At 66.9% G+C, this 12,895-nt stretch carries 12 protein-coding genes; 2 read left to right on the top strand and 10 right to left on the bottom strand.

From position 1 onward, the window contains the following. The first annotated feature begins 10 nt into the window (after window positions 1–10). On the top strand, window positions 11–1,792 hold the full coding sequence (locus AC07PA_RS11025) for an ATP-binding protein (protein WP_494605317.1): 1,782 nt from the start codon (window positions 11–13) through the stop codon (window positions 1,790–1,792). Between the two features lie 15 nt (window positions 1,793–1,807). Here AC07PA_RS11025 and AC07PA_RS11020 read toward each other — a convergent pair whose 3' ends face one another. The 9 genes from AC07PA_RS11020 to AC07PA_RS10980 form a co-directional block, all read right to left on the bottom strand. Then, complete coding sequence (locus AC07PA_RS11020; protein ID WP_494605315.1) at window positions 1,808–2,938, bottom strand: acyl-CoA dehydrogenase family protein; 1,131 nt, start codon at window positions 2,936–2,938, stop codon at window positions 1,808–1,810. Between the two features lie 49 nt (window positions 2,939–2,987). Further along, complete coding sequence (locus AC07PA_RS11015; protein WP_494605313.1) at window positions 2,988–3,656, bottom strand: SDR family oxidoreductase; 669 nt, start codon at window positions 3,654–3,656, stop codon at window positions 2,988–2,990. A 33-nt stretch (window positions 3,657–3,689) separates the two neighbouring features. After that, on the bottom strand, window positions 3,690–4,730 hold the full coding sequence (locus tag AC07PA_RS11010; protein WP_494605311.1) for a DUF695 domain-containing protein: 1,041 nt from the start codon (window positions 4,728–4,730) through the stop codon (window positions 3,690–3,692). A 71-nt stretch (window positions 4,731–4,801) separates the two neighbouring features. Next, a complete protein-coding gene (locus AC07PA_RS11005; protein WP_494605309.1) occupies window positions 4,802–5,995 on the bottom strand; it encodes an acetyl-CoA C-acyltransferase in 1,194 nt (397 codons plus the stop codon). 45 nt (window positions 5,996–6,040) lie between these two features. Continuing rightward, on the bottom strand, window positions 6,041–7,843 hold the full coding sequence (gene aceK, locus AC07PA_RS11000) for a bifunctional isocitrate dehydrogenase kinase/phosphatase (RefSeq protein ID WP_494605307.1): 1,803 nt from the start codon (window positions 7,841–7,843) through the stop codon (window positions 6,041–6,043). Between the two features lie 32 nt (window positions 7,844–7,875). Further along, window positions 7,876–8,535 (bottom strand): carbonate dehydratase, encoded by a 660-nt coding sequence (can, locus tag AC07PA_RS10995; RefSeq protein WP_494605305.1) that lies wholly within the window; start codon window positions 8,533–8,535, stop codon window positions 7,876–7,878. Window positions 8,536–8,574: 39 nt separating this feature from the next. Further along, window positions 8,575–9,765 (bottom strand): isovaleryl-CoA dehydrogenase, encoded by a 1,191-nt coding sequence (locus AC07PA_RS10990; protein ID WP_494605303.1) that lies wholly within the window; start codon window positions 9,763–9,765, stop codon window positions 8,575–8,577. Between the two features lie 215 nt (window positions 9,766–9,980). Next, window positions 9,981–10,436 carry a PaaI family thioesterase gene (locus tag AC07PA_RS10985; protein ID WP_494605301.1) on the bottom strand — a complete coding sequence of 152 codons (456 nt, stop codon included), beginning with the start codon at window positions 10,434–10,436 and terminating at the stop codon, window positions 9,981–9,983. A gap of 54 nt (window positions 10,437–10,490) precedes the next feature. Beyond that, window positions 10,491–10,886 (bottom strand): MerR family transcriptional regulator, encoded by a 396-nt coding sequence (locus tag AC07PA_RS10980; protein ID WP_007860641.1) that lies wholly within the window; start codon window positions 10,884–10,886, stop codon window positions 10,491–10,493. Window positions 10,887–11,002: 116 nt separating this feature from the next. Here AC07PA_RS10980 and AC07PA_RS10975 point away from each other — a divergent pair, with 116 nt between their 5' ends. After that, on the top strand, window positions 11,003–12,088 hold the full coding sequence (locus tag AC07PA_RS10975; protein ID WP_494605298.1) for an MBL fold metallo-hydrolase: 1,086 nt from the start codon (window positions 11,003–11,005) through the stop codon (window positions 12,086–12,088). Window positions 12,089–12,157: 69 nt separating this feature from the next. On the opposite strand, the gene AC07PA_RS10970 is transcribed toward AC07PA_RS10975, so the two are convergent. Next, window positions 12,158–12,598 (bottom strand): YciI family protein, encoded by a 441-nt coding sequence (locus AC07PA_RS10970; protein WP_007860637.1) that lies wholly within the window; start codon window positions 12,596–12,598, stop codon window positions 12,158–12,160. Between the last annotated feature and the right edge of the window lie 297 nt (window positions 12,599–12,895).

Raw genomic sequence — 12,895 nt, 5'->3', positions numbered from 1 at the left:
GGCATGGCACATGGACATGTCAGAGCAAGCGCTGGACACCCCCACGCCCACCGACGCAGGCCGCCTGCGGCTGCTGAGCGCCGCCTTTGCGCGCCTGCGCCTGAGCATGGCGGCCATGCCCGCCATGGGTTTTCTGTTCGGAGGGCTGCTGGCCTGGCTGGGCGGCAACCCGCGCGGCTTCTTCGTCTGGGGCGCGCTGTACCTGCCGGCCCTGTGGTACGCATGGCACCTGCTGCGCCGCTACCGCCGCGAGCAGCTCGAACACCCGCCCGCCGACCTGCTCGCGGCCTGGCAGCCCCGTGTGCAGCGGCTGGCGCTGGCCCATGGCGTGGCGCTGGCATCGACCGTGGTCCTGCCCATGGGCACTGCCAGCTACGACTTCATGCTGCTGGTGTACGCCGCCCTGATGGGTACGGTGGCTGTCAACGCCGCCCAGATGTCGGCCTCGTGGCGGGTCTACCGGGCATTCTTCTTCGGCATGGGCGGCAGCCTCGTGCTGATGCCCTGGGCCTTCGAGAGCCATTGGTACTTCACCCTGCCCATCGCCCTGGTGATGATGGTGGTGATCTACCGCAGCGCCATCCACTCGCACCGCTTCTTCGTGCGCCAGGTGGCGCTCGAAGAGCACAGCCGGGACCTGGCGGAACGCTACCGCCAGGCCAGCAGCGCGGCCGAGATGGCGCTGGCCGAGAAGAACCGCTTCTTGAGCACCGCCGCGCACGACCTGCGCCAGCCCGTGCACGCCATGGGCCTGCTGGCCGAGGCCATTGCCCTGCACGGCAAGGACATCCCGCGGCTGGAGGGTCTGCTCACGCAGTGGCGGCTCAGCATGCGCTCGGTGAGCCACATGTTCGATGCCCTGCTGGACCTGTCGCGCATCGAATCGGGCGCGGTGGAGTTGCGGCCCGCTGCGCTGCCGCTCCAGGGGCTGTTCGACGACATCCACACCCAGTTTGCAGCCGAAGCCGGCGCGCGCCGCCTGGCCCTGCGGCTGCACCGGCCGCCGCCCCATGCCACCGTGCTGGCCGACCCGGCGCTGGCGCGGCAGTCATTGGCCAACCTGGTGCACAACGCGCTGCGCTACACACCGCACGGCGGCGTGCTGGTGGGCGCTCGGCAGCGCGGCAGGCACTGGCGCATCGAGGTATGGGACACCGGGGTCGGTGTCGCCCTGGAAGAACAGGGCCAGATCTACCAGGCCTTCTACCGCCCCCACCACGCATGGCAGCTGCACCGCAGCGGCCACGGCCTGGGACTGGCCGTGGTGGCCCGCTGCGTGGCGCTGATGGGCGCCCGGCAGGGCCTTCGATCCCGGCTCGGCAAGGGATCGTGCTTCTGGGTCGAGCTGCCGGCCGCCGAAGCGCCCTCGCCGGCGGAGCAGCTGGCGCCGCTGGGCGCGCAAGGGCACCACGGCCCGCTGCCAGGGCGCTGCCTGGTGCTCGACGATGACCCGCATGTGCTGGGCGCCTGGGCGGCCCTGCTCGGTACCTGGGAGGTGGAGGTGCGCCTGGCCTCCAACGCAGGCGAGGCCTTCGCCCACATCGAAGCCGGGTTCACGCCGCAGGCCATCCTGTGCGACCAGCGGCTGCGCTCCGGCGAAAGCGGCTTCGAGGTGCTGCTAGCGCTGCTGGAGCGCTGCCCCGACGCCCACGGCGCCATGGTCAGCGGCGAGTTCGACGCCCCCGAGCTGCAGGAGGCCGACGCCCAGGGCTACCTGGTCCTGCGCAAGCCGGTCGACGCCGACACGCTGCACGCCCTGCTCGCGCAGTGGCTGCGGCAGCCTGGCAACTGATGCCGTGCGGCACGCTCAGGCCAAGGCGCGCTGGATGATGATCTTCTGCACGTCGCTCGTGCCTTCGTAGATCTGGCACACGCGCACGTCGCGGTAGATGCGCTCCACCGGGAAGTCGTTCACCACGCCATAGCCGCCCAGGGTCTGGATGGCGGCGCTGCAGACGCGCTCGGCCATCTCGCTGGCGAACAGCTTGGCCATGGCCGCCTCCTTGAGGCAGGGGCGGCCCGCATCGCGCAGCGCGGCGGCATGCCAGATGAGCTGGCGCGCGGCCTCGATCTGCGTGGCGCATTCGGCCAAGCGAAACCCCACTGCCTGGTGGTTGAAGATGGCAGTGCCGAAGCTCTCGCGCTCCTTGGAGTAGGCGAGCGCCGCATCGAAGGCGCTGCGCGCCATGCCCACGCTTTGCGCGGCGATGCCGATGCGCCCGCCTTCGAGCGCACCGAGCGCGATCTTGTAGCCCTCGCCCTCGGCACCGATCAGGTTCTCGGCCGGAATGCGGCAGTTGTCGAAGTTGATCTGCGCCGTGTCGCTGCTGTGCTGGCCCAGCTTGTCTTCGAGCCGCGCCACCACGTAGCCAGGGTTGTCGGTGGGCACGAGGAAGGCGCTCATGCCCTTCTTGCCCGCGCCCTTGTCGGTCACGGCGATGACGATGGCCACGTGGCCGTTCTTGCCGCTGGTGATGAACTGCTTGACGCCGTTGATCACGTAGTCGCCGCCCTGGCGCACAGCGGTGGTGCGCAGTGCGGAGGCGTCCGAGCCCACATGCGGCTCGGTCAGGCAGAAGGCGCCCAGCATGCGGCCCTGGGCCAGCGGCGTGAGCCAGTCCTTCTTCTGCTGCGCATTGCCATAGCGCATGAGGATGGCGTTGACGGGGCAGTTGGTCACGCTGATGGCGGTGCTGGTGCCGCCGTCGCCCGCGGCGATTTCTTCGAGCACCAGGGCCAGGGTCACATAGTCGAGGTTGGCGCCGCCCAGCTCTTCGGGCACGCAGATGCCGTAGGCGCCCAGCGCCGCCAGGCCCTGGTGCGCCTCCTTCGGGAAGTGGTGCTCCTTGTCCCAGCGCGCCGCGTGGGGCCACAGCTCGGCCTGCGCGAAATCGCGCACGGCGTCGCGGATCATTTCCTGGTCTTGGGTCAGCAGCATGGGGTCTCCGAAAGCACTTGTTGTTGGAAAGGAAGAAAGGCGGGCACGGCTACCAGTGCGCAGCACGCCGGCCGTCATAGTGCAGCAGGCGCCCCTTGTCGGCATCGGTCACGCTGGCCAGGGTGGCACGCATGCCGCGCACGCTCTCCTGCACCGTGAGCGGGGCCTCGCCGCCGCCCATCTCGGTCTGCACCCAGCCAGGGTCGATGGTGATGAGGGTGGCACCCGGGTAGTCGTGCTGGGCCGAGGCCACGGCCATGTTGAGGGCGGCCTTGCTGGTGCGGTAGAGCCAGGATTCGCTGTCGTCCACGCTGCCGATCTGCGACATGGACGAGGACACGAAGGCAAACACGCCCTGCGCGTCGGCCACCATGGGCGCCACCTGAGGCAGGGCCTGCATGGCGCCCAGCACGTTGGTGTGCATGACGGCGTCAAAATCCTGCTGCGTGGGGGGCGTGAGCGCGTTGGGCCTGCGGATCACGCCCGCCACGTACAGCGCCAGGTCGATCTTCTCGCCGTCGAGCAGCCAGGACAGGCCGCTCACGCTGGCGGGGTTGGCCACGTCCATGGTGAGCGGCTGGGCCCCCAGTGCCTGCAGGCGCTCACGCCCGGCGTCATCGCGCGCGGAGGCGATCACCCGGTCACCCACCTCCACGTACTGGCGCGCCAACTCCAGGCCAATGCCGCGCGATGCGCCGATGATGAGAATGGTTGCCATGGGATGGGGATCCTTGTCAGATGAAAGCGCTGGTCAGTGGATAGCGAACTCGAAATAGCCCGACCAGGCGGGATCGAAGCTCGTGGTGGTTTCCAGCGAGGCGGCCTCATCGCGCAGCAGCAGCGGCGCCAGCGCCTGCTTGGCCAGCTGTTCATCGCCCACGTAGTACACGGCCTTGCGGCGCCCGCTGCGGGTCATGGTGTAGGCCAGGATGCCCAGCTGCGACAACTCCAGCAGGGTGGCCGCCTGGTCGTGCAGGTCCTGCGCCACCTGGAGCTCGTCGCGGTCACCGACGGGCATGTCCAGCGTGAGGGCATAGGCCAGGTCGGCGCGCATCGCGACCGGGTTGGCACTGCGGTTGACCATCACCAGCGCCGTGTCCTGCGGCTCTCCGGCGTCTTCGTCGTCCGACCCGCCAAAAGCCAGGGTCATGCCACCCCATACATGCTCGCCGCTGGGGAAGTCGCCGGTGCGCCCCAGGGTTTCGCTCCAGTAGCGGTCGAACACGGGGGGCAGCAGGCTCAGCGGGGTCCACTCGGCATCGGGGTCGGCAGACTCGTCCACGAAGTCCACGGCGCCGACCTTCACGGCAAAGTCGTACTCGCCCAGCACATGGTCGATCATGATGAACGCCATGTTGCGCGCATGGTCCTGAAAATCCTGCGGGATCTCGCGGCCGAAGCGGATCTCGAGCGCCGCCTGGCCGTCGTCCTGGCTGCAGGCGATCAGCACCTCGGAGGTGGACAGCTCGAAGCCGTCCATGCCGATGGGAAAGTCCGGCTGCTGCGTTCGCTCGCGGAACGCCCGCAGGGTGTGGTGCTGCAGCTTGGGCGCGGCCGCGACCACCTGCATCAGCAGGGGGAAGCGGTCGATGCTGCCGTGGGCGGTGACGATCATGTCCACCACCGCATCCCCGTCACCACCGGACATCTCCAGCGCCAGCCCTTCCAGGTGCCGCTCCAGCAGCACATTGCTCTCCTCCACACGTTCGCGCAAAGGCATGGCATGCAGGGCAGCCTCGGTGTCGGCGAACTCGCGCCAGAAGGCGGTGATGGCGGCGGTGCTGGATTCCATGGCAGCGTGCTCCGGTGCGGAGGATGGTGGTGATGAAGGCCCTATTGTTGGCCGAATATGCTGGGCCGAAATCAGACCAGTTCCAGCGCCATGGCCGTGGCCTCGCCGCCACCGATGCACAGCGTGGCCAGGCCCTTGGTGAGTCCACGGGCCTTGAGCGCATGGATCAGCGTGACCATGATGCGCGCGCCGCTGGCACCGATGGGATGGCCCAGGGCGCAGGCGCCGCCATTCACGTTGACCTTGTCGTGCGGCAGGTCGAGTTCCTTCATGAGCGCCATGGGCACCACGGCGAAGGCCTCGTTGATCTCCCACAGCTGCACGTCGCCCACGGCCCAGCCGGCCTTGGCCAGCGCCTTCTGGGTGGCGCCCAGGGGGGCGGTGGCAAACCACTCGGGCTCCTGCGCGTGCGTGGCATGGCTCACGACGCGGGCGATGGGCTTGCAGCCGAGCTTCTTCGCGGTGGATTCGCGCATCATCACCAGCGCTGCGGCGCCGTCGTTGATGCTGGAGCTCGACGCGGCGGTGATGGTGCCGTCCTTCTTGAAGGCGGGTTTCAGGCCGGCGATCTTCTCGAGCTTGACCTTGCCCGGGCCTTCGTCCACCGACACCACGGTCTCGCCCGCACGGGTCTTGACGGTGACGGGCACGATCTCGGCCGCAAAGGCGCCAGACTCGGTGGCGGCCTTGGCGCGCTGCACGCTGGCCGTGGCGAATGCGTCCTGCTGCTCGCGCGTGAACTGGTACTTGGCGGCGCAGTCCTCACCGAAGGTGCCCATGGAACGGCCGGCCTCGTAGGCATCTTCCAGGCCATCGAGCATCATGTGGTCGAAGATGCGGTCGTGTCCCAGGCGGTAGCCGCCACGGCCCTTCTGCAACAGGTAGGGGGCGTTGGTCATGCTCTCCATGCCGCCGGCGACCATCACCTCGTGCGTGCCGGCCAGCAGCATGTCGTGGGCCATCATCGCGGCCTTCATGCCCGAGCCGCACATCTTGGACAAGGTGACCGCGCCCGCGCCCTTGGGCAGGCCGCCCTTGAAGGCCGCCTGGCGCGCAGGCGCCTGGCCCTGGCCGGCCATCAGGCAGTTGCCGAACAGCACCTCGCCCACGGCATCGGGTGCGACGCCGGCACGCTCCATGGCGGCCTTGATGGCGGCGCCGCCCAGGTCATGGGCAGCCAGGCTGGAGAAGTCGCCCTGCAGCGAGCCCATGGGGGTGCGTGCGGCGCCGACGATGACGATGGGGTCTTGGGGGTGGTTGCTCATGGCAATGTCTCCTGCAGTGGGTTGGATGGGGGTCAGGTCAAAAAATCAATCGCGCGGACGACCGGGGAAACGCCGGTCCGTGTCGTAGGGGAAAACGTCGTACACATGGCCGGCCTGGATGCGCTCCTTGTGCGACTGCCAGAACGCGGCGTCCAGCAGGTCGGCGTGGTGCTGCATGAACACGGCGCGCACGGCGTCGTTGCCCAGCAGGAAGGGGCCGAAGGTCTCGGGAAACACGTCGCGCGGGCCCACGGCGTACCAGATCTCGCCGCTCATCTCTTCTTCCTCGTTGCGCGGCGTGGGCACGCGGCGGAAGTTGCAGTCGGTGAGGTATTCGATCTCGTCGTAGTCGTAGAACACGACCTTGCCGTTGCGCGTGACGCCGAAGTTCTTCCACAGCATGTCGCCCGGGAAGATGTTCGCGGCCACCAGGTCCTTGATGGCATTGCCGTACTCGATCACGCTGTGCTCCATCTGCTGGCGCGCGCGGTTGTCCGCCAGGCCGGTGTCGAAGGCCTCCTGCAGGTAGATGTTGAGCGGGATCATGCGCCGCTCGATGTATAGGTGCTTGATGATGACCTCGGTCTGGCCATCGCCATCGCGGTCGCTGATCTCCAGCTGGCTCTCCGCGAACTTCTGGATCTCGGCGATCAGCTCGTCGTCGAAGCGCTCGCGCGGAAAGGCCACCTCGCTGTATTCGAGCGTGTCGGCCATGCGGCCCACGCGGTCGTGCTGCTTGACCAGCAGGTACTTGGCCTTGATCTGCTCGCGCGTGGTCTCCTTCTGGTGCGGGAAGTAGTCCTTGATGAGCTTGAAAACGAACGGGAAGGACGGCAGGTCGAAGACCAGCATGACCATGCCCTTGATGCCGGGCGCGATGCGAAAGCGGTCGCTCGAATGCCTGAGGTGGTAGAGGAAGTCGCGGTAGAACAGCGTCTTGCCCTGCTTGGCCAGGCCCAGGGCGTTGTAGATCTCGGCCCGCGGCTTGCGTGGCATGAGGCTGCGCAGGAACTGCACGTAGGCACTCGGGATCTCCATGTCCACCATGAAGTAGGCGCGCGCAAAGCTGAACAGCATCTGCAGGTCGTCCTCGCCGAACAGGGCCGCGTCGATGTACAGCCGGCCATCGGCATCGTGCAGGATGGGCAGGGCGAACGGCACTTCGTTGAAGCCGTTGATGATCTTGCCCACCACGTAGGCGCCCTTGTTGCGAAAGAACAGGCTGGCCAGCACCTGGATCTGGAAGTTGGCGCGCAGGCGCACCTTGTCCAGGCGGCCCTGCATGGCGCGCAGCACGTGGCCGGTGTCGCGCGACAGGTCCGCGAACGTGCCCTGCAGCTGGAAGTTGTCGATGATGCGGGTGAGCGTGCCGTGCAGGCTCTCACGCGAGGGGTAGTAGGCGCGGTAGGTGGGCCGGGCCGCGGGCTCTTCGTTCTCGATGTACTCGGTGCTGACCGCGGGCCGCACGAAGATGAAGTCGTTGTGGAAATGCGTGCGGTGCAGGATCTTGCAGGTCACCGAGTTGAAGAAGGTCTCGGCCAGCTCGGGCTGGTGGTGGTTGACCAAAAGGCCGATGTAGTGGAGCTTGACCTGGTGCCACACGTCCATGGGCTGGGTGCCGGCGTCGTACTCCTTTTCGAGCCGGCGCACGCATTCCTTGACGCGCAGGTCGTAGAACTCGATGCGCTCGCGCTGGGCGCGCTGCTGGCCATGCCAGTCTGCGGTCTCGAAGCGGTGCTTGGCCCGCGCGGACTCGGTACGGAACAGGCGGTAGTGGCGGTTGAAGCCGTCCATCATCGCCTTGGCGATGTCGTACGCCTGGGGCGAATCGAGTCGTTGCGGGAACATGGGCTGCCTACCGATCCTGCAGGGCCGTGGGCTCAGCCTCGCCGGGTGGCGGCCACGCCCGCGATGGCGGCCTTGTACAGCGACTCCAGCCCCTCGGTGCTGTCCACCGTCATGTGCAGGTTGTTGATCAGGCCATCCTTGAGGCCGTAGCACCAGCCGTGCAGCGTGACCTTCTGGCCGCGGCCCCAGGCGTCGAGCATCACCGTGGTCTGGGCGATGTTGACCACCTGCTCGATGGCGTTGAGCTCGCACAGCACATCGTGGCGCCATTCGGGCGCAGTGGAGGCGATCAGTTCACGGTGGCGGTCGCGCACGTCCTGCACGTGGCGGATCCAGTTGTCGGCCAGGCCCACGCGCGTGCCCTCCAGCGCAGCCAGCACGCCACCGCAGCCGTAATGGCCCACGACCATCAGGTGCTCGATGTGCAGCTGGTCCACCGCGTACTGGATGGTGGACAGGCAGTTGAGGTCGGTGGGCACCACCACGTTGGCCACGTTGCGGTGCACGAAGACTTCGCCCGGCTCCAGCCCGGTGATCTGGTTGGCAGGTACGCGGCTGTCGGAGCAGCCGATCCACATGTACTTGGGCTTTTGCTGCGCCAGCAGGCCTGTGAAGAAGCCGGGGCGCTCACGCTCCATCTGGGCCGCCCAGGCGCGGTTGTGGACAAACAGGTCTTCGATGGAGGTGCTCATGGGTCTCGGCTCTCAAAAAGGTGGAATCGGCCTGCGGGTTCAGCAGGTCTCGGCAAACAGTTCCCGGCCAATCAGCATGCGGCGGATCTCGCTCGTGCCCGCGCCGATCTCGTACAGCTTGGCATCACGCCACAGGCGCCCCAGGGGGTACTCGTTGATGTAGCCGTTGCCGCCGAAGATCTGCACGCCCTCGCCCGCCATCCAGGTGGCCTTTTCGGCACACCAGAGGATGACGCTGGCGCAGTCCTTGCGAACCTGGCGCACATGGTCGGTCCCCAGCATGTCCAGGTTCTTGGCCACGGTGTAGGCAAACGAGCGCCCTGCCTGGAGCACGGTGTACATGTCGGCCACCTTGCCCTGGATGAGCTGGAATTCGCCAATGCTCTGGCCGAACTGCTTGCGGTCGTGAATGTAAGGGATGACGTTGTCCATCACCGATTGCATGATCCCCAGAGGTCCTCCGGTCAATACCGCGCGCTCGTAGTCCAGCCCGCTCATGAGCACCTTGGCGCCCTGGTTCAGGCCGCCCAGGATCTGGGAGGCGGGCACCTCGACGTTGTTGAACACCAGCTCACCCGTATGGCTGCCGCGCATGCCCAGCTTGTCGAGCTTTTGCGCCACGCTGAAGCCGGGCATGCCCTTCTCGATCAGGAAGGCGGTGACGCCGCGCGCGCCCAGCTCGGGCTCGGTCTTGGCGTAGACCACCAGGGTGTCGGCGTCGGGGCCGTTGGTGATCCACATCTTGCTGCCGTTGAGCAGGTAGTAGCCGCCCTTGTCCTCGGCCTTGAGCTTCATGCTGATCACGTCGGAGCCGGCACCGGGCTCGCTCATCGCCAGGGCACCCACGTGCTCGCCGCTGATCAGCTTGGACAGGTACTTGGCCTTCTGCGCTTCGCTGCCGTTGCGGTTGATCTGGTTCACGCACAGGTTGCTGTGCGCACCGTAGGACAGGCCTACCGAGGCGCTGGCACGCGAGATCTCCTCCATGGCCACCATGTGTGCCAGGTAGCCCATGGCGGCACCGCCGTACTGTTCGGGCACGGTGATGCCCAGCACCCCGAGCTCGCCCATCTTGCGCCACAGGTCCATGGGGAACTGGTCATTGCGGTCGATCTCGGCCGCGCGCGGGGCGATATCGGCCTGGGCGAAGTCGCGCACGGCGTCGCGCAGGGCATCGATGTCTTCGCCCAGCTGGAAGTTCAGGCCTGGCAGGTTCGCGGGGATGCTCATGGTTTGTCTCCTGGTAGGAAGTGAATGGTGAGGATTTGGGGCACGACGATCTCAGTTGTCCACGGCGCTGAAAGTGACATGCGCGGGATAAAACTGGCACGGCCAAAGCCAGTGCCCCCGTGCAAGGGCCGCCCCGCCGCACTGGGGGCGTCCCCCTCCCGACCCGCGCAGCGGGTCGAGAGAGGGGGAAGGCGCGAAGCGACTCAGGGGGTGTTTCATTTCATCTCGCGGCCGGTCACGGCCATCAGCGTGCAGCCCATGGTGGCCACCAGCTTCTCGCCCTGGGCGCCCATGGCATAGGCGCGCCCTTCAGTCACGGTGATGGTGCGGCCGGGCTTGAGCACCCGGCCTTCCATGCGAAAGCACTCGCCCTGGGCAGGGGCCAGCAGGTTGATCTTGAATTCGATGGTGAGCACGGCGGCATCGTCGCCCATCAAGGTGAACCCGGCGTAACCGCAGGCGGAATCGAGGGCCGTGGCGACCATGCCGGCATGCAGGAAGCCGTGCTGCTGCGTGAGGCCGGCGGCCCAGTCGAGTTCGATGTCCACCGCACCGGGCTCGATGCGGGCCAGGCGGGCGCCCAGCGTCTGCATGGCGCCCTGCAGGGCGAAACTGTCCTTCACACGCTGCACATAGCGTGGACTTCTCACCTCGAAAGCAGGGCTGGTCACGGCAGGTTCCTGGAAGGAAATTGAATTGACGTTTACGTAAACGTCAATTATGGCTCATTTTTGCTGTTCGACCTTGTCGAGCAGTGCCCGGGCCTCCTGCTCGTGTTCTTCCACCTCCTCCAGGTTGGCCTGCAAGTCGGCCAGCTGCTCCTCCAGCTGCCTGCGGTGCAGTGCCAGCACCTCGAGGAATTTGCGCAGCTGCGCGCCTGTGTCGCGCGGGCTGTCGTACAGGTCGATGATTTCCTTGGCCTCGGTCAGCGACAGGCCCAGGCGCTTGGCGCGCAGGGTCAGGCGCAGGCGGGTGCGATCGCGTGCGCTGTAGATGCGGTTGCGGCCGGCCGGGCCGGTGCGCTCGGGCTGCAGCAGGCCCATGTCTTCGTAGAAGCGCATGGCGCGCGTCGTGAGGTCGAACTCTTTGGCAAGGTCGCTGATGGTGTAGGAGGTGGCCATGGGCTTCGTGCGGGAGACGGGTTTCGCACTGGCGACAGTCGCTTTGCGAACCGTCCCTACAATGCAGTGAATCTGACGTTTACGTTAACGTCAATGCTAACCCAACCAGGCACTGCATGAACCCCCTCGAACACCAAATCACCTACCCGATGGGCGACACCCTTCCAGCGCCAGGGGTGGCAATGGACGTGGCACCCGGGGTGCGCTGGATCCGCATGGGCCTGCCGTTTGCGCTCGACCACATCAACCTGTGGCTGCTGCGCGACCGCCAGCAGATGGGCAACACCCTGGTGGACGGCTGGACGGTGGTGGACTGCTGCATCGACAACCCGCTCACGCGCGCGCAGTGGGAGGAGGTGTTCGCCTCCAGCCTGGACGGCCTGCCCATCCTGCGTGTGATCGTGACCCACATGCACCCGGACCACATCGGCCTGGCGCACTGGCTCTGCGCGCGCTGGGACGTGCGCCTGTGGATCAGCGCCACCGACTACTACGCGGCCCGCGCGGCCATCGGCAACCGCGATGGCTTCAGCGGCGAGGCCGCAACCGATTTCTATACCTCGCATGGTGCGCGCGACGAGGAGTTCCTCGGCCACGTGCACGGCCGCGGCTCCTACTACCACTCGCTGGTGCCGGACCTGCCCACCACCTACCGGCGCCTGATGGATGGCGATGCCATCGAGATCGGCGGGCGCAGCTGGAACTGCATCAGCGGCTACGGCCATGCGCCCGAGCACATCGCCCTGCACTGCCCCGAGCTGTCGGTGCTGGTCAGCGGCGACATGGTGCTGCCGCGCATCTCCACCAATGTGAGCGTGCACGCGGCCGAGCCCGAAGCCGATCCGCTGCGGCTGTTCCTCACCTCGATCAAGCGCTACCTGGCGCTGCCGGCGGACACGCTGACCCTGCCTTCGCATGGCAAGCCCTTCACAGGCCTGCATGTGCGCATCGGCCAACTGCAAGCCCACCACCAGGAGCGCCTGCAGGAGATCGTGGATGCCAGCCTCCACGGCCCGCTGTCGGCCACGGACGTGTTGCCTGTGATGTTCAAGCGCCCGCTCGACCCGCACCAGATGACCTTCGCCCTGGGCGAGGCACTCGCCCACCTGCACCTGCTGTGGCTGGACGGCGGCTTCGAGCGCACACTCGACGACCAGGGCGTGTACCGCTTCGGGCCCCGGCAGCAGCCGCCTGCCAACTGACGGCTTTTGCAGCCAATAGGCGCCTTCATGGCGCCAATGGGCTGCACCGCGGTTCGCCTGCCTGCCGTGTCAGGCGTCCTGCTGCCGCAGCTGTTCCTCCACCCGTGTGCGCAGCTGCTCTTCCTGGGCCCGCAGCTCGGGCGTGAATTCGGCGCCAAAGTCCTCGGCCTCGAAGATCTGGCGGATCTCGATCTCGGACTCGCCCAGCATCGGGTTCGGGCAGCGCTTGACCCAGGCGATGGCCTCCTGCAGGGAGGCACATTTCCAGATCCAGAAGCCTGCAATCAGCTCCTTGGTTTCAGCGAACGGCCCATCGACCACCTGGCGGTCCCTGCCCGCAAAGCGCACGCGGGCGCCCCTGGAGCTGGGATGCAGGCCTTCACCGGCCTGCATTACGCCGGCCTGCACCAGTTCTTCATTGAAGCGGCCCATCTCGGCCAGCATGTCCTCGCGGGGCATCACGCCCGCTTCGCTGTTGGCATCGGCCTTGACCAGAATCATGAATCGCATGGGGTTCTCCTTGGGTCGGTTGGACAGACAGAGCAAGAGGCTCTGTATACACGACGGACCAGGGAGCGCGCATTCGACACATGCAACGAAATATTGGCGCCCCAGGGCACCGGGGAGCCGCAGCACGGAGCGGCCCCTGCCTGGCCACCCGATGGGGCAAACGCGTTTCGGCCGCCCCAAAGCAAACGCCCCCAATACCAAAATGGTACTGGGGGCGGTTGGGCTGTAAGAGCCTGACGATGACCTACTTTCACACGGGAACCCGCACTATCATCGGCGCAAAGTCGTTTCACTGTC

This window comes from Acidovorax sp. GW821-FHT09B03 (assembly GCF_059418305.1).
This window is presented reverse-complemented; position numbering and strand designations above follow the sequence as displayed.

Coding starts and splice junctions, on each gene's coding strand:
- AC07PA_RS11020 (WP_494605315.1), bottom strand. CDS start 2,938: ATGCTGCTGACCCAAGACCAGGAAATGATCCGCGACGCCGTGCGCGAT.
- AC07PA_RS11015 (WP_494605313.1), bottom strand. CDS start 3,656: ATGGCAACCATTCTCATCATCGGCGCATCGCGCGGCATTGGCCTGGAG.
- AC07PA_RS11010 (WP_494605311.1), bottom strand. CDS start 4,730: ATGGAATCCAGCACCGCCGCCATCACCGCCTTCTGGCGCGAGTTCGCC.
- AC07PA_RS11025 (WP_494605317.1), top strand. CDS start 11: ATGGACATGTCAGAGCAAGCGCTGGACACCCCCACGCCCACCGACGCA.
- AC07PA_RS11005 (WP_494605309.1), bottom strand. CDS start 5,995: ATGAGCAACCACCCCCAAGACCCCATCGTCATCGTCGGCGCCGCACGC.
- aceK (WP_494605307.1), bottom strand. CDS start 7,843: ATGTTCCCGCAACGACTCGATTCGCCCCAGGCGTACGACATCGCCAAG.
- AC07PA_RS10975 (WP_494605298.1), top strand. CDS start 11,003: ATGAACCCCCTCGAACACCAAATCACCTACCCGATGGGCGACACCCTT.
- AC07PA_RS10980 (WP_007860641.1), bottom strand. CDS start 10,886: ATGGCCACCTCCTACACCATCAGCGACCTTGCCAAAGAGTTCGACCTC.
- can (WP_494605305.1), bottom strand. CDS start 8,535: ATGAGCACCTCCATCGAAGACCTGTTTGTCCACAACCGCGCCTGGGCG.
- AC07PA_RS10990 (WP_494605303.1), bottom strand. CDS start 9,765: ATGAGCATCCCCGCGAACCTGCCAGGCCTGAACTTCCAGCTGGGCGAA.
- AC07PA_RS10970 (WP_007860637.1), bottom strand. CDS start 12,598: ATGCGATTCATGATTCTGGTCAAGGCCGATGCCAACAGCGAAGCGGGC.